A 20,493-nucleotide genomic window follows, 5' to 3' on the forward strand; every position below is an offset into this window, starting at 1 on the left:
AATGAGTATGCGCGAACAGTTCCTATGTATATTAATTGACAGTTGATTTTTTGTATATTCTACTGATCTCATGTTCAATGTGGAATGATGTTTTAGGGGTATAGCAATGTTGGGAAATTTTTCGTTAAGTGGAAAGATGACGATTATTTCGTCATTGATTGTTGTGATTTGTCTTGGGGTCGGTATTTCAATTGCGGCGAAACAGGCCTCCGATGAAACGTTGCGGGTGTCACTTTATGCGGCGGCAGAGCTAGGGCGAACGCATGAAAAGGAAGTGAAGCTGCAATTGGATAATGCCATGATGGTGGCAAAAACCTTACAAAAGACCTTTACCTCCATGCGTCGGACCGGTGTTGATAATCGGGCCGTTTATAATGCGGTTCTGGAAGATACCATGCTTGCCCACCCCGAAATTGCGGGGGCCTGGGCCGGCTATGAGCCGAATGCATTGGATGGACGCGATGCCGACTTTATGGGGCAGAAGCCACATAACGAGACAACCGGGCGCTACGTCACCTATTTTTATAACTTCGGCAAAGGCCTACAGCCCTATTATCTGACCAGCCTTGATGAGTTGGCAGATGACGGCACCAGCGACTATTATAAAATACCCATGCAGACGGGACAGCCGTTTGTGGTTGATCCTGTGATGTATGATATCGACGGGGTAAATATTTTGCTGCCGTCCTTCGTCTATCCCTTAAAGGATGAACAGGGAAAAACCATTGGGGTTATCGGGGTGGATATGTCGGTGAATGATATCGCCGCCGCTTTTGCCAAACTCAGCCCTATGGGGACAGGGACGGTGTCTTTGATCTCCAACAAGCGCAAATGGGTTGCCAATCCTGACAAAACCAAAATCGGTAAGGAACTGGGCAAGGATGATGCCCCGCAGCTTGCGGCCCTTGATACATTGATAAAAGAAGGCAAGGATGTCGTCATTGAAGAATTTGGGGGGCACCATAACCTTTTTCTGCCCGTCCAGATTAAGGACGTGAATAGCCCGTGGTATATTGCGGTTTCTATTCCGACATCGACCTTGACGGAAACAGCGGATGCGATCATGTGGAACATGATTGTGGTTGCGGTGGTTCTTGTCATTGTGTTGATGGTTTCCCTGCAAATCGCCGGTCGGATGATTATTCGCAATCCGCTGAATGCCTCTGTCGGGATGATCACCGAGTTGCAGCAGGGGAATTATGATGTGGAAATCACCGGAACGGAACGTGGCGATGAAGTTGGGGAGATGAACACGGCGCTGGAAACTTTCCGCGACAACGCCAAGCGCATGTTGCAGTTGGAGGAGGAGCAGAAAGAAACCCTGCGTCGCGCCAGCCGCCAGCGTGCAGAAGATCGTGAACGTATGGCAGAACAGTTGGAAGTGACCTTGGGGCAGACCATCGCCAAAATCACTGCCTCTGCACAAAAGATGAAGCAGGATGCCGGGCATATGTCGGAGATTTCGAGAAGCTCGATTGATCAGGCCATCGTTGTGGCCTCCAGTGCGGAAGAGTCTTCTAGCAATGCAAATGCGGTGGCGTCTGCAACGGAAGAGTTGTCCGCGTCGATTAACGAGATCAGCGCGCAAGTCCAGTTGTCTTCTAACACCACGCAGGAAGCGGTCAATGAGTCCGGGCGGGCGAATGAGATGGTCGGGCGTCTTGCCGCATCGGCGGAAAAGATTGGCGAGGTCGTGAGTCTGATTAATGACATCGCGGCGCAAACCAACTTGTTAGCCCTGAATGCGACCATCGAGGCCGCGCGGGCAGGCGAGGCCGGCAAAGGGTTTGCGGTTGTGGCAACGGAAGTGAAGAACCTTGCCAACCAAACCGCCTTGGCAACGGATGAAATCGCCAAACAGGTTATGTCCATTCAGGATGAAACCCGCGGGACGGTGCAAGCGATCAAGACTGTGTCCGACACGGTGATGAACGTCAACGAGATTGCTTCGACCATTGCTGCGGCGGTGGAAGAACAAGGCGCAGCGACCAGCGAAATTTCCAATAATGTGCAACAGGCAGCCGCAGGGGCGGCGGAAGTGACCTCGACGATTTCGCAGGTGCGCGAAGGTGCGCAGGTGTCGGGGGAGCAAGCCGAACAATTGCAGGCTTCCGTCGATGATATGGATGCGTCCATTCAGGCGTTGGGGGAAGAGGTTCGAACTTTCTTGGAGATGATCAGAGATAGCAACGAAGACAGCAAATCTGCGTAGTTTTACGGATACATACGAAGGAAGATCGGAGGTCAGTCCCGCGGGGATTGACCTCCTTTTTGTTGTCAAAAATTTTGATTCTCCCTTAGGAGGTATACGAGATTCTCCAATCTGGCATGAAAAAAACGCATAGTGCAGTGCACAAAACGAAAAAAAATGGTCGGTAATACCAGAAATGGCAGAATTGTGCCGTTTTGCCATTTGATTTGCGAATACACGCAGAAAACAAAGGGTTGAGGAGAGGGGGGAGAATGCCTCTGTAGCTTCGCAGTTGCACAATGTTGTTGGTAATACCTACATAAAATTAAAAATTCTCACTTTTTTTTACATTGTTCACTAGACCGTGAGGGAGTTCTTAAGGTACAAAAATGTGGGTTGCGGCACTGAGTTTGTAACAAAGTTGCCGTAGAGAATTTTTTGTAAACAAAAAAACCACTCTTTATAAGGGTGGAAGCTCTCGATTTGTAGGGGAGGCTTTTTTTAATGAGTGATCATGACGGACAAGGCTACTGGGCAGCAAACATTCGCCTCGTAACTTGGCTTTTGGTCGTATGGGCAATCTGCTCTTACGGCTTTGGTATTCTCCTGCGTGACCAGCTGGATGCAATGGTGCCATTTGGCGGCGTTGGTCTGGGTTTCTGGTTTGCGCAACAGGGTTCAATTTATGTCTTCTTGGCGTTGATTATCATCTATTCCAAGAAAATGGCGCAAATTGATGCCGATTTTGGCGTGCATGAAGACTAAATTACGTCTGGGGAATGACATAAAATGGATTTATCAACACTTACGTATATCTTTGTAGGCGGCTCATTTGCGCTCTACTTTGGTATCGCGATTTGGGCCAAAGCAGGCTCAACGGGTGAATTTTATGCTGCGGGTCGCGGTGTACACCCAGTTGCCAACGGTATGGCAACAGCGGCAGACTGGATGTCTGCGGCATCCTTTCTTTCTATGGCGGGTTTGATCGCCTTCACAGGGTACGATGCGTCTATCTTCCTGATGGGCTGGACCGGTGGTTACGTGCTTTTGGCACTTCTGCTGGCGCCGTACCTGCGTAAATTCGGCAAATTTACTGTGCCGGAATTCGTCGGTGACCGTTTCTATTCAACAACAGCACGTGTTGTTGCGGTTGGGTGTTTGATCGTTGCGTCTGTAACATACGTTATCGGTCAGGTTAAAGGGATCGGCGTTGCGTTTGGTCGCTTCTTGGAAGTGTCCTACGAAATGGGTCTTCTGATCGGTATGATCACAGTTGCGTTCTACGCGGTACTTGGTGGGATGAAAGGTGTAACATACACTCAGATCGCACAATACTGCGTCTTGATCTGTGCGTACACTGTACCGGCTGTCTTCATCTCTTTGAACCTGACAGGTTCACCGCTGCCGCAAATTGGCCTGTTTGCCAACACTGTTGCTGACGGCACACCGATGCTGACAAAATTGAACCAGGTTGTGATGGATCTCGGCTTCTCGGAATATACGGCCCTTAAAGGCGGTACCGTGAACATGATCTTCTACACCTTCTCTCTGATGATTGGTACAGCGGGTCTGCCGCACGTTATCATCCGCTTCTTCACAGTGCCGAAAGTACGTGATGCGCGTGCATCTGCGGGTTGGGCACTGGTCTTCATCGCCTTGCTTTACACAACGGCACCGGCTGTAGGCGCTATGGCTCGTTTGAACCTGATGAACGCTATTCAGGTTGGTGAAATTGGTTCCCCTGAAGGTAACCTCGTTTATGACGAGCGTCCGCAGTGGTTTAAAAACTGGGAAGCAACTGGCCTGTTGAAGTTTGAAGATAAAAACGGTGACGGTCGTATCCAGTATTACGATGATAAAAACAAAGAGTTTGCTGCGAAAGCTGCCGAGTGGGGCTGGAAAGGTAACGAAATGGTGAAGGTTGACCGTGATATCATGGTTCTGGCCAACCCTGAAGTTGCTCAACTGCCAAACTGGGTTATCGCCCTTGTTGCGGCTGGTGGTCTTGCGGCTGCCCTGTCTACAGCGGCGGGTCTCTTGCTGGCGATTTCTTCTGCGATTTCTCACGATTTGTTGAAATCCACATTCAAGCCGGACATCTCCGAGAAGCAGGAACTGATGTGGGCGCGTGTCTCTATGATCGGTGCGATCGTTGTTGCGGGCTACTTCGGTCTTAATCCTCCGGGCTTTGCGGCACAAACGGTGGCTCTGGCCTTCGGTTTGGCTGCGTCGTCCATCTTCCCGGTTTTGATGATGGGGATCTTCTCCAAGAAGATGAACAACACAGGTGCGGTTGCCGGTATGTTGGCTGGTATCATCTCCACACTGTTGTACATCTTTGCGTACAAAGGGTTCTTCTTCATCTCTGGTACAGAGTTGCTGGCGAACACACCTGCGAACCACTTGTTCGGTATTTCACCGGAAGCATTTGGTACCGTTGGTGCGATCATCAACTTTACGGTCGCTTTCATCTTCATGAAGATGTCTGCACCGGTACCGGCTGAAATTGAAGCCATGGTTGAAGACATTCGTATCCCGAAAGGGGCGGGTGCGGCACAAGATCACTAAGATCGACGGCTACTTAACCAAATAAAAGACGGGTCTAGTTCAGCTAGGCCCGTTTTTTTTATATCTATTTTTCAGGGGTTTCTCTTTTATATACAAGACGATAGGTTGCGCTTGACCTTTGCCGATAAAACCCCCAAGATCATGTAAAATTAATCAGATGACGGGGGTCTTCATGGATATTGAGTTAATCGAAATACGGGATTTTTTAAAGATACATCATCCCTTCGATCTGTTACCGGACGAGGCATTGGAAGTCTTGCCGAAATCCATAGAAGTGCGCTATGCCCGACGCGGTACAATCTTGTTTCAACCGGGTGAAGAAAATGGGTTTCTCTGGGTTGTACGGACCGGTGCGGTAGAGACGCTGGACCCGGATGGCAATCTGCTGGCGCGTTTGTCCGAAGGGGAGTGCTTTGGGGTTCGCGCGATTTTGCGTGGTGTGGCGGTCAATCGTTGCGAGGCGATTGAAGATAGCCTGCTGTATTTGTTGCCGGTTGCCGAGTTCAATAATCTGCGCGACAGATATCCCCAGTTTGCCTTTTTCTTTGCGCCCATGGGGGCAGAGCGTTTACGCAGTGCACAAGAGCATTCCCATCAAAACGGGCATGAAGATATGGGGCTTGTGACCACCAAGGTGCGTGATCTCCTGCGCCGTCAGGGGCCGGTTACGATTGAACCCGAGACCACTATTCAACAGGCCGCCCAGAAGATGTCCAAGGAAGGGGTGTCCTGTCTGTTGGTGCTAAAAGACGATGCCATTGTCGGGATTGTCACCGATAAGGATCTGCGCAACCGGGTCGTTGCTAAAGGCTTTGATATTGCCAAGCCGTTGAGTGATATCATGACGGCAAACCCCATCTGCATCGATGCGGAAGACTATTTGTTTGATGCCATGCTGTTGATGTCCCAGAAGAATATTCGTCACTTGCCGGTGATGGATGCAGGGCGTGCGGCAGGGGTGATTACCAATACCAATATCGTGCAGAAACAGTCGACATCCATGGTCTATCTGGTCGGTGATATCTATAAACGCGATACGATTGAAGGCTTGCAGGATGTGGTTAAGCAAGTCCCGACCATGGTGATGAACTTGGTAAATGGCGGGGCAAGCGCCCATAATGTCGGGCATGTGGTGTCTACGGTGACCGATGCGATTGCCACACGCTTGATCCAAATGGCGGAAGAGGAACTGGGGCAAGCACCGATCCCTTATACATGGATCATCATGGGGTCGGAAGCACGCCATGAACAGACGGCGCTGTCGGATCAGGATAATGGCATTATTCTGGATGACAGTTATGAGGAAGCCGTGCATGGCGACTACTTCCGTGCCTTGGCGAAGTTTGTTTGTGATGGCTTGAACGCCTGTGGCTATGTCTATTGCCCTGGAGATGTGATGGCGACAAATGACAAGTGGCGCCAACCTTTGTCGGTGTGGAAACGTTATTTTGCAAAATGGATCGATACGCCGGAGCCGGAAGCATTGATGCTGTCCAGCATTTTCTTTGATATGCGCGCGCTTCATGGCACTGAGAGCCTGTATGACGATTTACGCAAGTTTGTGATCGATAAGTCTACGGGCAACCGCATTTTCCTGTCCTTTATGGCGGGCAATGCCTTGTCTCATCAGCCGCCACTTGGTTTCTTTAAAAACTTCGTGTTGATCCGCGGGGGCGAGCATAATCATACCTTTGATCTGAAACATAATGGCGTGGTGCCGATTATTGATCTGGCGCGAACCTACGCACTTGATGTCGGCTTGTCCGAGATTAATACAGAAGATCGCTTAAAAGCAGCGGTGGAGCGCAAGGTGATCAGTCAGGCCGGGGCGAATGACTTGCTGGATGCGCTGGAATTTATCAGCATTACCCGCTTGCGCCATCAGGCCAAGCAAATCCAGAATGGGCAAAAGGCCGATAACTTTATGGCACCCGATGATATGTCCCACTTCGAGAGGAACCACTTGAAGGATGCGTTCAACGTGGTTAAAACCATGCAATCGGCCTTGGCATCGGCCTACACATAAGATAGGGGAGAAAAACTTATGTGGAAACGCCTGTTTGGGCCGGATTTACGACGTGAATGGTACCTGATCCGCATGCCGGACGGTCCCATGAAAGACTATTACAGAAAACCAATCCCTTGGCCGGAGACCGACTATAAGGAACTGGAATATCTGTGTATTGATCTGGAACTGACAGGGCTTAACCCACAGACGGATGAAATCCTTAGTATCGGTTTCGCCCCGATCGTTAATCAAAATGTGGTCCTGTCGGAAGCGGCGCATTATCTGGTGCGCCCTTCCCATGCCTTGCCGGAAGAGTCCGTGATTGTGCATGGACTGACCGACGATCGACTGGCGGAGGCTGAACCGCTGGAAGATATTTTACCTCATGTCCTGAAGGCACTGTCTGGCCGGGTGTTATTGGCCCATCATGCCCCGATTGAAATCGGGTTTTTGAATGTGGCGTGTGAGCGCATTTACGGCTATCCGCTTTTAACCCGTGCGGTGGATACGCTGGAGCTGGAAAAACGTAACCGACAACAACGTAATCAGCCGATAGATGGCGGGGTCTTGCGTTTGGCAAAAGCGCGCGAAGTCTATAACTTGCCGCGCTATCGGGCGCATAATGCCTTGGTGGATGCGGTCGCGTCAGGGGAGTTGTTTTTGGCGCAAACCGCCCATAAAGCCACCAAAGGCGAAACGATCACCTTGCGGGAGATTATGTTTCGAAATAAATAACCCGAAATGGGTCCGAAACATTGACAAAACCTGCGTTTTCTCGCATTTTCAGGGGCCTTTACCCCTTCTTTTAAAAAGTAGATTTATCTCATGTGGACAATTTTAATCGCCATCTGTCTGGTCGCTGTGGTTTGTGGACCGATTTGGGCTATTGCACGCTATTTGCGGGTGCAGTTGCCAAAGTTCCTTTTGCCGATGGTAGCGGGGATTACTTTGTTCTCCTTCAATATCTACATGAGTTATAGCTGGTTTGATCGCACAGCCGCCAGTTATGGGGATGATATCGTCGTGTTGAAGGAATATCGCAGCTCCAGCATCTTTGCACCATGGACAACCCTTGTTCCGCGTGTGTCACATTTTTTGGCGATCAATGCCAAACAGCAAGCAAAACAGGTGGGAGAAAGCGGAATTATTCAAGGGGCTGTTGTGATGATTCAGGAATATGTGGACCCGCTGAATATGACCGTATTGGTGGATTGCCAGAAAGAACGCATTGCGATGATGCCCACAGAACAGGTGTCCGCGGAACAAAATCTGCTGGAAATCGCGCAATGGACAGGGCAAAAGGAATTCCCATATTTAACGGACTATTACTGCACCAAGTAAACCGTATTAATGGGCTGTGATCTGGCTGTCTTGACGCAGGATATGTTCGATGATGAGGCTTTGCAGGCAGTGGATGTAGGGAAGCATGTCGTCGCTGTCCTCAGCCCGCGCGAGGTCTTTTGCCACCTCTTTCGCATCGCAAATCAGGTGGCTGTGGATGTCTTTGTGATCGGCAAAGTCTTCATAGCCACGATCCTGCATGATCTGCTCTTCTTCTGCAAAATGGACTTCGACATAACTGATTAGGGTGTGAAACTTGCTGAGCAGGGTTTGCAGGGGGGCACGTTTCCCGCACAGTTCGACAAACTCGTTAAAGAGGGCGAACAGGTGTTCGTGGGTTTGATCAATCTCTTCAATACCGATTTTATATGCATCTTTCCATGTGGAATGCATGAAGCCGCGCCCTCTATGTGTGAGTTCTATTGTGACGCTAACATAGGTTGAATCGGGAAAGCCAAAGAAATTTTATGGGCTTTGATAAATAAATACGCCTGTATGTGTTAGAGGCCGCGGAGAATGAAATCTCTGATCTTGAGATCCTGTTCGACCATATGTTTCATAATCAGGGCGCGTAGAAAATTGACAGATGCCAAAATGTCTTCGGGCGATTCGCTTTGACGGAGTTCGCTCAGGACTTCGACCGCATCAGCGTTGAGTGTCTCATGATGTTGCTTGTGCTCTATCATTTCTTTGAAGCCGATGTTCTCCATCATTTTTTCTTCAAAGGCAAAATGTCGGACCAGTTCGTTGATCATCGCTTGGAACATGTCCAAGAGTTTGTCTGTTGGCTCGTTGCGATCAAGGGCATCAGCAAAGACGTTAAAGGCTTCAATTAGATTTTTATGGTCACGATCAAGTGAGCATAATTCGGTGGAGAGCGTTTCATTCCAGCTCATTTTTCTTGGTTTCACGACGTCATTCTTTTCTTACTTCTTGGAGGGTGTGCCAAGTATAGTGGTGCATATTGTATGCAGCAAGACTAATTGTCGCTATTGGAACTCAAGAAGCTATTATATTTCAATGCGTCGGGCCGCTTCGCGGATAATATCAGCCGGGGCGTTGTCCTGAAACATGGTTTCGCTCAGGCTGCGTCGCCATGCTTTGGCTCCGCGTAATCCTTGAAAGAGCCCAAACAGGTGCTTTGCCATATGACGGACATAGACGTCATTCGCGACCTGTTTTTCCACATAGGGCATAAATTGTTCAAGGGCACTAAATCGGTCCACAATGGGGGCGTCACTGCCAAAGATCAATTGATCGGCGTTTGCCATGATGTACGGGGTTTCGTAGGCCGCGCGGCCAATCATCACCCCATCAACTTTATCCAAATGGCTGGCGGCTTCTTCTAGCGTTTGGATGCCGCCGTTGAGGATAATTTCCAAATTGGGGAAATCTTTTTTGATCTCATGCACAATATCGTGACGAAGGGGCGGGACTTCGCGATTTTGTTTGGGGCTTAGGCCTTTTAGCCATGCTTTACGGGCATGGATGATAAAGGTTTCGCAACCGGTTTGAGCAACCTTGTCAATAAAGGTACAAAGCAGATCGTAGCTGTCCAGATCATCAATGCCGATGCGATGTTTTACGGTAACGGGCAGATCACAGGCGTCCTGCATGGCTTTGATGCAATCGGCAACCAGATCAGGTTCCGCCATCAGACAAGCGCCAAAACGTCCGGCACTGACGCGATCACTTGGACAGCCGCAGTTCAGATTGACTTCATTATAGCCCCATTCTTCGGCAATTTTGCTACATTGTGCCAGCTGTGCCGGATCACTGCCGCCTAATTGCAGGGCAATCGGATGTTCAATTTCGTTGAAGTCCAGAAAACGACCCGGCCCATCTTTGCCAAAGATAATCGCAGGTGCGACCACCATTTCCGTGTAGAGCAAGGTTTCCTTCGTCAGCCCACGCATAAAGACCCGCTGATGACGATCCGTCCAATCCATCATGGGCGCAACGGAGAGGCGGCGATCCAGTTTCTTTTTGGTAGGGACTGTGGGGGTGGCGTGAGGTGTGGTCATGGGACAAACTAACAATAGGGGATGATCTGCCCCCGTATGTAGTGAGTTTTTGTGCAAAAATAAACCCAATTCTTCCCACATCGCGCTTGGCAGGTGGGGAAGAGTTGGGTTTATGGGTTGTCTGGGGGGGAGGTCTGCAGGTTTATTCGAGGCGGAAGCCCACTTTTAGGACAACCTGATAATGACCGACTTTGCCATCGACCACATGACCGCGGGTTTCCTGCACTTCAAACCAGTCAATGTGTTTCAGGCTTTTGTGGGCTTTGGCGAGTGCATTGTTGATGGCATCTTCAATTGTGGTTGTTGATGAGCCGACGAGTTCTACTTTTTTGTAAACATGATCAGACATGGATAACCCCTTAATTTATTTCACAGATATAGGTGCCGTATGATAGATATAGTACTAAATTTAAGGAATGCATGTCTCAAATGGAAAAAAATGACTTCCTTTACAACAAAAAGGGGATCTTCGGGGGTGTCCTGATTGGGTTGATCGGTAGCATACTGTCGATTTTTGTGGGCGGTATTCTGCATCTTTGGCTCAAGAATGAAGATCGTTCCATCGTTGACGAATGGGCGCAAGCCATGGCGACGGAAGTGCGTTCCGAGATGATCACGGCAACGGAAGTGATCCGTACTCTTAAAAATGTCATTTTGTTCAATAAAGATTTTGCCGAACCGCAATTTGATCTGTTTGTATCTACGTCTCTGAAACGGTTTCCGGCCTTGCGTGAGCTTTATTGGGTGGAGAAACGTTTAAACCATGATCAAGACGACCTTTATGCCCTTGCCATGACCTATCCCAAACGCGGTGTTTATGAGGGGCAGGCGGTTTTAAATCAGCCTAAGGTCAAGCGCTTGATTGACGGGGCGTTGCGCACACAACACCTGTTGCTGAGTGCCCGTGAAAACCCGACAGGTAGCAAGGCGTTGGGGTATTGGGCGGTGATGCCGGTTGAAGATATCAGCCTGTCAAGTGAAGGGGGGAATCGCGGCATAGTTCTGGGCTTTTTTGATCTATCACATACGATAGAGGCACTTTTCAAATCCAAAAAAGCCCAGCTCAAGGCGCTGCGCTTGCAGGACGTCACGGTGGTCAATAATCCGGTCCTTTTGTTCTCCAATGGATGGGATGAGGGGAGTGAGCCAACAGATCGGACCATCTTTCAGGTGAATGTTGCTGGGCGGGTGCTGGATCTGGAGTTTGTCGCCCGGCAAGGCAAGGATGATGTCTTGATCGCGTTGCTGGTCAGTTTGTTGGGGATCGGGGTGACGGGGTTATTGGTTATTGGTCGCTTGAAACACCACAGGTATGAAAGCCAGTTGGCGGACGCGATCAATCGTCAAACCAGCGAGCTTACAAATCGAAACCTGTTTTACAATACGGTGATGAACAGTGCGGGGGAAGGCGTCATCGGCTTAAACCGCTATTGCGTGGTGAGCTTTGCCAATCGCCTGGCCCATGATTTTTTTGACAAGCAGGTGGGGGATGTAGTTGGGGAACATCTGTCGGGTCTGATCGGTCAGGAAAGTGTGGATCATCTGGTGTTTAAAGATGTGGAAGATGGCAGCTTTAACTTTCTGGACGTCCCCTACGTTATTGAACTGGAAAGGGAGCACGCCTCACAGGTCCGGTTGGAGGTGCGCATTATATCGGTGCTGGATGTGCCTGATGTACGTTGGCTGTTGGTCTTTCGAGATATCTCTAAAGAAATCGAGATTGAGGAGATGCTGGAGCAAACGGACAGACAGTTTCGTCAGGCATTTTTGTTAGGTTCGGTGCCCATGATGATTGTGGATGCGGAAGGGTTTGTCAAAGAAACCAATAAGGCCTTTCAGGACTTTGTGGGGTATCGACAGGACGAATTGTTTACCCGGCATATGGAAAGCTTTCTCCATCTAAGTGGACGGGATGCGTTTATGAGCTGGCTTGATGGGGCGCGGCGTCATATGAACGAGAACCTGCAAATAGAGCAGCGCTTACTGAGTGCCGCAGGTGAGACATTGTGGACAGTGGCGAGTTATACCTGTGTGTATGGAAAAGCAGGGAAGCTTGAAAAAATCATCTGCCAGTATCTTGATTACACTGAACGGCAGAAGTTTGAGGTCGAGCTGCGGAAGCATCGCGATAAACTGGCGCAACTGGTTGCGACACGCACGCGCGAAGTCAAGGGCGCGCGGGAAAGCCTGATTGCCTCCATCAATGCAGCGGATAATGCGATTTTAGTGTATGACAATCAGAATAAGCTGGAATTTTCCAGCGGTCAGGTGGAGGTCTTTTTCCCTGAAATGGCGATGGAGATCCGCCCTGGTGTTCCCGCCAAACGTCTTTGTGAATTACAGGCCCTGCGTACGGGGGAAAATGAGGTGAAACAAGCCGAAAGAATTGCCCGTTTGAGTGCGGGGGTGAGTGGTGAAGAAATCCAGTTGGTTGACGGACGGTGGATACAGACCCGACGGCGTAAAACTCCGGCAGGTGGCACAATCGTCGTTTATACGGATATTACGTCCTTTAAGGACCAGCAAGAACTGTTGCGCAGACAGGCAGATGACCTGTCTCAAGCATTGCGACGCCAGCAGGAGGTGAACGAACAACAGAAAATGTTTGTGTCTGTTGTCTCTCACGAATTTAAAAACCCGCTGGCAATAATCGATAGTACCGCCCAACGCATTAGCCGCCGCCTCGCCAAATTGGAACCGCAAGAGATCATCGAACGGATGCAGACTGTACGTGATGCGGTGTTGAGGCTGTCAAAATTGATTGATGCAACGGTCACCACCCAGCGAATTGAAAATCAAAGCGGTAAACTTGAGGCAAATCTACTGGAGGTGACGCAAACCGTGCGTGATATCGTCGCAGTCCATAAGGACGCGTTGAAAGATCGACAGGTCATGTTTAAAGGGATGGATGTGCCTGTTCATGCGCCACTGGATCAGGAGTTGTTTACTATTGCAATGGACAACTTGATTAACAACGCGATCAAGTTTTCCCCCAAAGGGTCGGTGATTACCTTGCATGTTAAGCGTGAGGATTCTCATGTGATTGTTGGAGTGTCTGATCAGGGGATGGGGATCGCAAAAGGCGATTTAGAAAATATCTACAATCGTTTTTATCGTGCACAGGCGGCAGGGGATGTGGAAGGCACGGGCTTAGGTCTAAGTATTGTCAGGCAAATCGCCCATTTGCACAAAGGTGAGGTCCATTGCGAAAGCGAAGAAGGCAAGTGGACATATTTTTATATGAGACTTCCGTTATTTGTTTAGGTTGTCAGTATGTCCCTTTTGTGACTATGATCTAAGTATCGATTAACAAAAACAAAATAGGGGCGAGAGATGAAATATTCTCTGCAAGAAAGTGATAGTGTGGTGACGGTCCAGCTCACAGGGGAATTGACCGTTACAGATGAGGAAGAGTTCCGCTTATTAAGCCAAAAGGCGATAGAGACATCAGGGGCAAAATGTATTGTGGATGTCACCAAGCTGGATTTTTTGGACTCGGCCGGTTTGGGCTTGATCCTTGTCTTGAAAGAAATGTGTGAGGAGTTGGGCAAGACAGTCACCTTGCGCATTGGCCAAAGCCCTGTGCGAGACATTTTGGAAATATCCGAGTTTGATAGTTTGATCCCGTACGAAGACGCTTGAGACGTTACAGATGATCGGTCAACAACAGTGTTGTTTCGTCCTTGAAAAAAATGTGACGAAACGGCGGGAGATTGCGGCGGTTGCGCGTAATCTGGGCCTGATGATCGTATATCATCAGTGTGCCTTTACCAGCGAACAGAATGATTTTGAACCGGACCTTGTGGTATTCGGTCACGATGTTGATGTGCCGCAAGGCAGCGTCGGGGTTGGCAGTGTGGAACTGTTGATCCGTGAAAGTCAGGCACCTGTCCTATGCCCTCCTGAATATAAAGATGTTCTCTTGGAACATTTTGATAATGTACAGGTCTATGCGCAAGACTGTTTATTGGAAGAGATGTCACGCGCCTTGCTGGAAGGGCATATTAAAAGGCGGCTGTTGCGCAACGATCTGGTCAAAGCTGTGACCGGGATTAAATCCTGTGAGCAGGCGGAATTTCATTTTAAAACACTGGAAGAAGCACAGGCGCTGGCACTGTTGCTAGCAACCCTTGCACCGGAGAAAAAGCTGCTGCGTTTGGGTTTGAGTGAACTGTTTATCAATGCGGTGGAACACGGTAATCTCGGTATATCGGGAGGGCAAAAACAGGCCCTGAAACGCAAAGGCCGTTGGCTTGAGGAAATTGAAACCCGTTTGTCCCAAAAAGGCTATGCGGATAAATATGTCCGTTTGAGGTTCAGTCGGGATGATAAAGAGATCCATTTGTCCCTTTTGGATGAAGGCAAGGGGTTTGATTGGCGGGAAATGTTGGGCCTGACCCTGAAGCAAAAGGGGGCTGAGATTGCAGGACGCGGCATTTTGATCGCCAAAAAATCGGGATTGAATACTTTGGAATATCTTGGCAGCGGCAATGAGCTGACCTGTTCGTTTTCCCTTGGGGGGTAGGGGAATGATGTTCAAAATTCTCTGTATCGAAGATGAAGATAATCTGCGGCGCGATATTTGCGAAGAATTGCGCGACACCGGTTATGAGGTGATTGAGGCCGCAGATGGCGTTGAGGGGCTCCACCTTCTTCAGACACAACGTCCCGATTTGGTTTTGTGTGATATTCGCATGCCAAGGATGGATGGGCATGAATTGCTGTCAAAAGTGCGGACCTGTAATGCCCAGTGGGGCAATGTACCTTTTATTTTCCTCACAGCCTTTGGGGAACGTGACGATATGTTGAAAGGCTTGCGTGACGGGGCCGATGATTTTCTGACCAAGCCGATTGATTTTGATGTGCTGTTAGTGAGGGTAGAAACCTGTTTGCGCCAGGTGCGACGTGTCACCAGCCATGCCCAAAACTCCCATGATGAAATTAAAAAGGAGATGGAACGCGCGCATACCATGCAAAGCGACCTGCTGCCATGCCAAAAGACCATCAAGGATGTGGAGGAAAAAGGCGGACTGGAAATTTCCAGTCACTATGAACCTTCAACGGAGTTGGGCGGGGATATGTGGGGGGTGCATCTTTTGGGACCAGACAAAGTGATGTTCTATCTTGTAGATTTTTCGGGGCATGGGATTTCTGCGGCCATGAATACCTTTCGCCTTCACAGCAAGATTGACAGTGACCCGATTGGCGATAAGTCACCGGCGGCGTATCTTACCCATCTCAACCATTGGATGTGCAATCAGTTGCAGACAGGTCAATTTGCAACTGTTCTTTTGGGGGTCTTTGATCGTAAGGCAGGCTATTTTGACTATGCGGCAGCAGGTGCGCGTTCCCCCATCAGGATTAGCTTTTCCGATTACTCCATTGAAGTGGGGAATGGTAAGGGAGTACCGCTTGGGATCGCCCAAAATGCGGTATATGAAGACCGGCGGATGAAACTTTCACCTCTGGATAAGTTGTTTTTTTATAGTGATGCATTGATCGAACATGGTCGAAAAGAGAACTTGTCTTTAGGGCAGGATGGACTTGAAACAATGCTTCTGAACCTCGCTCAATCCCAGAAAAACATTACGGTTGAGGACATTCTAGCCCCTTTTGTTGCCGTGGCCCCAAAACCGTTAGATGATGATTTGACTGCCATTTGTATTAATTGGAAGAGTTAGTTTGTAGGGGGTTATGCTGTATATTAGGATGACTCTAAAAAAATAACATTGCAAATCCGTAAAATTTTACTGAATTTCACCTTTTTTGTTTTTGAGTTTCTTATCTGATTGCAGTATATAACAGCAAAAATTAAGCTAAAGTATTACTTCTTATGGCTCTAACAAAAGTTTAATTTGGGCGGTGCTACTTTCTAAAAAATACGCACTTCTCTGGTTGAATAGAAAAGGGGGACGTTAATGGCGGAAAACTCAGCGGCTTTGACAGGTAGAGAGCGAACATTCGCTCGTGACGAAATTATCGTCAGTAAAACAGATACCAAAGGGCGATTGATCTATACAAACCAAACCTTTTTACAGGTTGCCGACTACACGGAAGCGGAAGTTATAGGTCAGCCCCATAGTATGATCCGTCATCCGGATATGCCGCGTTGTGTCTTTAAACTGCTATGGGACACGATTTCCGAAGGACGTGAGTTGTTTGCCTATGTGGTCAACCGCACTAAATTTGGTGATCACTATTGGGTTCTTGCTCATGTTACGCCGACATTTGACGAAGATGGGAAAACAATTAAAGGTTATCATTCTAATCGACGGGTGCCAAACCCCGGTTCGTTAGAGATTATTAAACCCCTTTATGCAGAGCTGAAAGCGGAAGAAGACCGTCATTCGAACCGTAAAGACGGGATGAATGCGGCCTATCAAATGTTGCTCGGTAAACTCGCAGAAGCAGGAATGGAATACGATGAATTTATTCTCTCGATCTAGATCAGAACGAGTTATGGTCTTTTCGCTTATTGTTTCTGTGGCTGTTGCAATTTACCTGTTTGTTGAATTCGGGCCGGTTGCCGGTGGTATAGCCGCACTTAGTGTCATCGTTCAGGTCTTTGCTCTGCGCGCGATCATTACGGCGAACAATATGGTCGAAAAGACCCGTCAGGTTATGACGCAGGCGGCAGCAGGTCGTCTGGACGTGCGCGTACTGGATATCCGTGGCAGAAGCACGGTGTCGCAATTGATGCACGACACAAACCATTTGCTTGACCAGACAGAAGCTTTTGCCCGTGAAGCAGGGGCGGCACTGGAATACGCATCAAAGGGCAAGTATTTTCGCAAAATTCTGTTACGCGGGATTACAGGTGACTTTATCAATTACGCTGCTGTCGTAAACGACGGTCTGGACGCGATGGGTAAAAAGACTACAGACTTTGTAAAAAGTGCCAGTGCAATCGGGGCAAATATCAAAGGTGTTGTTCATAATGTCTCCTCTGCGGCGCAAGAGCTTGAAGCCTCAAGTTCGTCTTTGGGGGATGTTGCCTTGCGCACCAGCAATCAGTCAGAGACTGTCCGTGATGCGGCTGGGAGTGCCTCCAGCAATGTGGAAAGTGTGGCAGCAGCTACGGAAGAGTTTAACGCGTCAATCAACGAGATTCATGCCCAAGTGACCCGTTCTGCTGAAATGGCGTCAGAAGCGGTGGGCCGTGCCGGTGATGCAAACGAGGTGATTGCAACGTTGCATGAAGCCGCCTCGCGTATTGGTGAAGTTGTCAATTTGATCAACGATATTGCGGATCAGACCAACATGCTTGCCCTGAACGCAACCATCGAAGCCGCCCGCGCAGGTGAAGCCGGTAAAGGTTTTGTGGTCGTTGCCGGGGAAGTGAAAAATCTGGCAAATCAGACGTCACGGGCGACAGAGGAGATCACAACTCAAGTGACTTCCATGCAACGCGCTACAGATTCAGCGGTTGATGCGATCCAGAAAATCACACAGATGATTGAAGCAATTGACGAAACCGCAGGCCAAATTGCAACTACCGTTGAGCAGCAGTCTGCGGTCGTGAGCGAGATTAGCCAGAACTCCCAGTATGCGGTTGGCAAAGTGCGCACGGTCGCCGATACCATTGGTGATGTCGCAACCGGCGCGTCAGAGTCAAGCAGTGCGGTCGGGGAGATCCAGTCGGCCTCTGCGGAGCTGGCAAAACAGGCACAGGTGCTGTCTGATGACGTAAATGCCTTTGTGGAAAGTGTGGTGCGCGGCTAAGCAACCCCCGTCACGCTACAAACATGAAAAAAGGACGCTGGCAGGGATGTCAGCGTCCTTTTTATGTGCTGGTGTGACAGCTTACTCTTTGTCGTCCTTTTGATGCTCTGGATCATGAATGTCGAGGTCTTCGTCATTCACATCAAACTCACCGCGTTCGGCGCGTTTTTTCCATGTGCGATAGGACTTCAGGCTGAGCGGAATGCTTCCCAGATAGATCGCACCAATGACCGACAGCATGGCCCAAGGGGCGCTGACCAGAAAGGCCGCAATCAAACCGACACCAATCATGACCGGCAGCACATAGGCTTGTGCCACTTTTGCCTTTTTAAAGGAAAAGGTCGGGATACGGCTTACCATCAATCCGCCGATGGCAATCAAGAAGACGGCTGCCATGGCAGGGTTGCGGAAAAAGTCATCCCCAAACATAAAGGACAGGACCAGCGGATACATGATCAGCAAAGCACCTGCAGGGGCGGGCACACCCGTAAAGAAGTTGTTTTCCCATTCCTGCTTGTCCGGGTCTTCCAGGGCGGTGTTGAAGCGCGCAAGGCGCAAAGCCATGCAGATGGTAAAGAACAGGACAAATACCCAACCGATGCGACCGGCATGTTCCAACGTCCAGAAATAGAGGATCATCGGCGGGGCGACACCAAAGCTGATAAAGTCGGACAGGGAGTCCAGTTCCGCCCCAAATTTGCTTTGGGCATTCAGCATGCGGGCGACGCGGCCATCCAGCCCGTCAAGGACCGCAGCGACCACAATCGCAAAAACAGAAGCTTCCCACATTTCGCGGGAAGCAAAGTTGATGGCAGTCATCCCGGCACAAAGCGCCGTGACGGTCAGCATATTAGGGATCAGACGGTTGATCGGTAATCTTTTTAATCGCGGCGGGCGCTGTTTTATCATCGTCTCTCACTTCGCCTTAACGGACTTCGCCGACGCGTGCCGGTTCAGTTGAATTCATGTCGGCAAGTACGGTTTCCGCAGCTTTGGTTGTTTGACCCAAGCTCACCATAGGTTCCACGCCTTCCGGTAGGTACACATCGACGCGGCTGCCGAAACGGATCATACCAAAACGTTCCCCAGCTTTCAATTCATCGCCCTCTTTTGTCCAGCAGACAATGCGACGCGCAACCAGACCTGCGATCTGGACAAAGGCGATTTCCTTGCCGTCTTTGGTTTCAAGTGACAGGCTCATACGTTCGTTATCAACACTGGCTTTATCCAGCGAGGCATTGAGGAACTTACCCGGACGGTAGGCAACTTTTTTAACAACACCATCTAATGGAGAGCGGTTAACGTGAACATTAAAGACGTTCATGAAGACGCAAACGCGGGTGCGTTCTGCATCCCCCATCCCCAGTTCAGCAGGCGGTGCTGCACGGTCGATCAGCTGGACCACACCGTCAGCCGGGGAAATCACCAGACCTTCGCGAGTCGGTGTGACGCGATGCGGGTCACGGAAGAAACAGATACACCAGACGGTCAGGATCGCCCCAACCCAACCAATAGGTTGAACGGCGTTAAACCATTCCAAAGCATAGGCACCTGTCATCAGGACAAGCGTTAAAATCGCAAAGATAGCGATAAAGGGCCAACCTTCACGGTTGATCGGCACAAAGAGAACTTTCAGCACGGTCTTCTTCCATTTGACAAGATAAATATTGCACTCTTCGTAACAGGATACGGCAATGGCGTAAAGACGGCTTTTCCTTTTGTTTGTATGAAAGTCCGTGATAGATTGGAAAAAGGGATATCAATTAGATAGTGTGCAAAAAACAAATGCCAACGAAAGCCAGAAGCCTTGTCGAGTTTTCAAATCGTAAAAGCGGGGCGTTAGCGCTAACCGATCGGATCAATACTGAGGATGGGGCATTAACCCACGCAGTCTGTCGCACGGCAATTGATTTTATGGTGCAGTATCAGGGCTATTGGTTCGCGGTCCATGCGGATCAGAGAGACAAGCAGGCGGTTTTGCGCGTGCATGGGATCATCGGGCATTTACCCTACTCGTACCAAAGCTCATTTGCGCGCAGCAGTATTATGACCGTGGTGAGCCAAGCCAGCCGGGTTGTGCGCGGCAAGGTTCGGATTGATGAAAAACAGCGTATCCTTTTGATTAAAGAAGTGAAGGTGCAAGGCAGTTTGACCCCACGCGTCATTATGTCGGAAACGGCAAAAGTACTGCTGCAACTGAAACCTTATCTCGAACTGGTCAGCAGCATCCGTCCGCCGCAACAGATCAATAAGTTTAGCGCGCCGACCCATTATCGTCGGCAGGAAACGCTACCGCCGACGGCTTAACACCGTTGAGAGAGAAAAAAAGGAAGGTCATAAACACCTTCCTCAGATTGCTGACAAAGGTCTCGCCTTGGCGAGGCCTTTGTGATTCAATGAGGAATGCTTAAAAAACGCGGTCCTCAACAAACGGAACTTGAGATGGTCAGTCTGGATAGTCTGGTTCCGTCCAACCATCTTTTGCGCAAAATTGATGCGCATATTGATTTCAGTTTCATTCACGACAAAGTGGCGCCTTTATATTGCGCCGATAATGGTCGACCTCCGCTTGATCCGACTATGTTGTTTAAGGCTTTACTGGTCGGTTATCTCTTTGGCATTCGCTCCGAGCGTCAGTT

20 protein-coding genes are annotated in these 20,493 nt (G+C 49.4%); 14 read left to right on the plus strand and 6 right to left on the minus strand.

What is annotated here, in order from left to right:
- The first annotated feature begins 106 nt into the window (after positions 1-106).
- From Q397_RS0118105 to Q397_RS0118130, 6 genes are all read left to right on the plus strand, one after another.
- Positions 107-2,212, plus strand: coding sequence for a methyl-accepting chemotaxis protein (locus Q397_RS0118105; RefSeq protein ID WP_028880615.1), 2,106 nt, complete (start codon positions 107-109; stop codon positions 2,210-2,212).
- A 483-nt stretch (positions 2,213-2,695) separates the two neighbouring features.
- The gene (locus tag Q397_RS0118110; RefSeq protein ID WP_028880616.1) at positions 2,696-2,956 is read left to right on the plus strand and encodes a DUF4212 domain-containing protein; all 261 of its coding nucleotides are present in this window, start codon (positions 2,696-2,698) and stop codon (positions 2,954-2,956) included.
- A gap of 24 nt (positions 2,957-2,980) precedes the next feature.
- The gene (locus Q397_RS0118115) at positions 2,981-4,759 is read left to right on the plus strand and encodes a sodium:solute symporter family protein (RefSeq protein WP_028880617.1); all 1,779 of its coding nucleotides are present in this window, start codon (positions 2,981-2,983) and stop codon (positions 4,757-4,759) included.
- A gap of 172 nt (positions 4,760-4,931) precedes the next feature.
- Positions 4,932-6,785 (plus strand): DUF294 nucleotidyltransferase-like domain-containing protein, encoded by a 1,854-nt coding sequence (locus tag Q397_RS0118120; RefSeq protein ID WP_028880618.1) that lies wholly within the window; start codon positions 4,932-4,934, stop codon positions 6,783-6,785.
- A gap of 18 nt (positions 6,786-6,803) precedes the next feature.
- Positions 6,804-7,502, plus strand: a complete 699-nt coding sequence (locus Q397_RS0118125; protein WP_028880619.1) for an exonuclease domain-containing protein — start codon at positions 6,804-6,806, stop codon at positions 7,500-7,502.
- A 90-nt stretch (positions 7,503-7,592) separates the two neighbouring features.
- Positions 7,593-8,108, plus strand: a complete 516-nt coding sequence (locus tag Q397_RS0118130; RefSeq protein ID WP_028880620.1) for a hypothetical protein — start codon at positions 7,593-7,595, stop codon at positions 8,106-8,108.
- A 6-nt stretch (positions 8,109-8,114) separates the two neighbouring features.
- Here Q397_RS0118130 and Q397_RS24465 read toward each other — a convergent pair whose 3' ends face one another.
- The 4 genes from Q397_RS24465 to Q397_RS0118150 form a co-directional block, all read right to left on the minus strand.
- Positions 8,115-8,501: a bacteriohemerythrin gene (locus Q397_RS24465; protein WP_051610303.1), complete on the minus strand. Its 387-nt coding sequence runs from the start codon at positions 8,499-8,501 to the stop codon at positions 8,115-8,117.
- Between the two features lie 107 nt (positions 8,502-8,608).
- Positions 8,609-9,004, minus strand: a complete 396-nt coding sequence (locus Q397_RS0118140) for a bacteriohemerythrin (RefSeq protein ID WP_028880621.1) — start codon at positions 9,002-9,004, stop codon at positions 8,609-8,611.
- Positions 9,005-9,118: 114 nt separating this feature from the next.
- Positions 9,119-10,132, minus strand: coding sequence for a tRNA dihydrouridine(20/20a) synthase DusA (dusA, locus tag Q397_RS0118145; RefSeq protein WP_028880622.1), 1,014 nt, complete (start codon positions 10,130-10,132; stop codon positions 9,119-9,121).
- A 142-nt stretch (positions 10,133-10,274) separates the two neighbouring features.
- A complete protein-coding gene (locus Q397_RS0118150; RefSeq protein WP_028880623.1) occupies positions 10,275-10,481 on the minus strand; it encodes a dodecin in 207 nt (68 codons plus the stop codon).
- Positions 10,482-10,561: 80 nt separating this feature from the next.
- On the opposite strand from Q397_RS0118150, the gene Q397_RS0118155 reads away from it, so the two are divergent.
- The 6 genes from Q397_RS0118155 to Q397_RS0118180 all read left to right on the plus strand — a co-directional run bounded on the left by Q397_RS0118155 (position 10,562) and on the right by Q397_RS0118180 (position 17,854).
- A complete protein-coding gene (locus Q397_RS0118155) occupies positions 10,562-13,396 on the plus strand; it encodes a sensor histidine kinase (RefSeq protein WP_028880624.1) in 2,835 nt (944 codons plus the stop codon).
- Between the two features lie 69 nt (positions 13,397-13,465).
- Positions 13,466-13,774: an STAS domain-containing protein gene (locus tag Q397_RS0118160; protein WP_028880625.1), complete on the plus strand. Its 309-nt coding sequence runs from the start codon at positions 13,466-13,468 to the stop codon at positions 13,772-13,774.
- Between the two features lie 10 nt (positions 13,775-13,784).
- Positions 13,785-14,657 carry an ATP-binding protein gene (locus tag Q397_RS24470; protein ID WP_051610305.1) on the plus strand — a complete coding sequence of 291 codons (873 nt, stop codon included), beginning with the start codon at positions 13,785-13,787 and terminating at the stop codon, positions 14,655-14,657.
- Between the two features lie 4 nt (positions 14,658-14,661).
- Entirely contained in the window at positions 14,662-15,813 is a 1,152-nt protein-coding gene (locus tag Q397_RS0118170; protein WP_028880626.1) for a PP2C family protein-serine/threonine phosphatase, read from the plus strand.
- A 237-nt stretch (positions 15,814-16,050) separates the two neighbouring features.
- Positions 16,051-16,578, plus strand: a complete 528-nt coding sequence (locus Q397_RS0118175) for a PAS domain-containing protein (protein ID WP_028880627.1) — start codon at positions 16,051-16,053, stop codon at positions 16,576-16,578.
- Positions 16,579-16,591: 13 nt separating this feature from the next.
- The gene (locus Q397_RS0118180; RefSeq protein WP_240475101.1) at positions 16,592-17,854 is read left to right on the plus strand and encodes a methyl-accepting chemotaxis protein; all 1,263 of its coding nucleotides are present in this window, start codon (positions 16,592-16,594) and stop codon (positions 17,852-17,854) included.
- Positions 17,855-17,935: 81 nt separating this feature from the next.
- Here Q397_RS0118180 and pssA read toward each other — a convergent pair whose 3' ends face one another.
- Both pssA and Q397_RS0118190 read right to left on the minus strand, forming a co-directional pair.
- Positions 17,936-18,763, minus strand: coding sequence for a CDP-diacylglycerol--serine O-phosphatidyltransferase (pssA, locus tag Q397_RS0118185; protein ID WP_028880629.1), 828 nt, complete (start codon positions 18,761-18,763; stop codon positions 17,936-17,938).
- A gap of 16 nt (positions 18,764-18,779) precedes the next feature.
- Positions 18,780-19,490 carry a phosphatidylserine decarboxylase gene (locus Q397_RS0118190; protein ID WP_205618863.1) on the minus strand — a complete coding sequence of 237 codons (711 nt, stop codon included), beginning with the start codon at positions 19,488-19,490 and terminating at the stop codon, positions 18,780-18,782.
- A gap of 149 nt (positions 19,491-19,639) precedes the next feature.
- Between Q397_RS0118190 and Q397_RS0118195 the strand changes: the two genes are divergently transcribed.
- Both Q397_RS0118195 and Q397_RS0118200 read left to right on the plus strand, forming a co-directional pair.
- Positions 19,640-20,161: a hypothetical protein gene (locus Q397_RS0118195; protein ID WP_028880631.1), complete on the plus strand. Its 522-nt coding sequence runs from the start codon at positions 19,640-19,642 to the stop codon at positions 20,159-20,161.
- 96 nt (positions 20,162-20,257) lie between these two features.
- The coding region (locus Q397_RS0118200; RefSeq protein ID WP_028879616.1) for an IS1182 family transposase at positions 20,258-20,493 on the plus strand (236 nt) is incomplete at its 3' end.

Source organism: Terasakiella pusilla DSM 6293 (assembly GCF_000688235.1).
GTDB lineage: Bacteria > Pseudomonadota > Alphaproteobacteria > Rhodospirillales > Terasakiellaceae > Terasakiella > Terasakiella pusilla.

Coding starts and splice junctions, on each gene's coding strand:
- Q397_RS0118125 (WP_028880619.1), top strand. CDS start 6,804: ATGTGGAAACGCCTGTTTGGGCCGGATTTACGACGTGAATGGTACCTG.
- Q397_RS24470 (WP_051610305.1), top strand. CDS start 13,785: ATGATCGGTCAACAACAGTGTTGTTTCGTCCTTGAAAAAAATGTGACG.
- Q397_RS0118180 (WP_240475101.1), top strand. CDS start 16,592: ATGGTCTTTTCGCTTATTGTTTCTGTGGCTGTTGCAATTTACCTGTTT.
- Q397_RS0118150 (WP_028880623.1), bottom strand. CDS start 10,481: ATGTCTGATCATGTTTACAAAAAAGTAGAACTCGTCGGCTCATCAACA.
- Q397_RS0118110 (WP_028880616.1), top strand. CDS start 2,696: ATGAGTGATCATGACGGACAAGGCTACTGGGCAGCAAACATTCGCCTC.
- Q397_RS0118130 (WP_028880620.1), top strand. CDS start 7,593: ATGTGGACAATTTTAATCGCCATCTGTCTGGTCGCTGTGGTTTGTGGA.
- Q397_RS0118175 (WP_028880627.1), top strand. CDS start 16,051: ATGGCGGAAAACTCAGCGGCTTTGACAGGTAGAGAGCGAACATTCGCT.
- Q397_RS0118170 (WP_028880626.1), top strand. CDS start 14,662: ATGATGTTCAAAATTCTCTGTATCGAAGATGAAGATAATCTGCGGCGC.
- Q397_RS0118160 (WP_028880625.1), top strand. CDS start 13,466: ATGAAATATTCTCTGCAAGAAAGTGATAGTGTGGTGACGGTCCAGCTC.
- Q397_RS0118155 (WP_028880624.1), top strand. CDS start 10,562: ATGGAAAAAAATGACTTCCTTTACAACAAAAAGGGGATCTTCGGGGGT.
- Q397_RS0118140 (WP_028880621.1), bottom strand. CDS start 9,004: ATGAGCTGGAATGAAACGCTCTCCACCGAATTATGCTCACTTGATCGT.
- Q397_RS0118120 (WP_028880618.1), top strand. CDS start 4,932: ATGGATATTGAGTTAATCGAAATACGGGATTTTTTAAAGATACATCAT.
- Q397_RS24465 (WP_051610303.1), bottom strand. CDS start 8,501: ATGCATTCCACATGGAAAGATGCATATAAAATCGGTATTGAAGAGATT.
- dusA (WP_028880622.1), bottom strand. CDS start 10,132: ATGACCACACCTCACGCCACCCCCACAGTCCCTACCAAAAAGAAACTG.
- Q397_RS0118105 (WP_028880615.1), top strand. CDS start 107: ATGTTGGGAAATTTTTCGTTAAGTGGAAAGATGACGATTATTTCGTCA.
- pssA (WP_028880629.1), bottom strand. CDS start 18,763: ATGATAAAACAGCGCCCGCCGCGATTAAAAAGATTACCGATCAACCGT.
- Q397_RS0118195 (WP_028880631.1), top strand. CDS start 19,640: ATGCCAACGAAAGCCAGAAGCCTTGTCGAGTTTTCAAATCGTAAAAGC.
- Q397_RS0118115 (WP_028880617.1), top strand. CDS start 2,981: ATGGATTTATCAACACTTACGTATATCTTTGTAGGCGGCTCATTTGCG.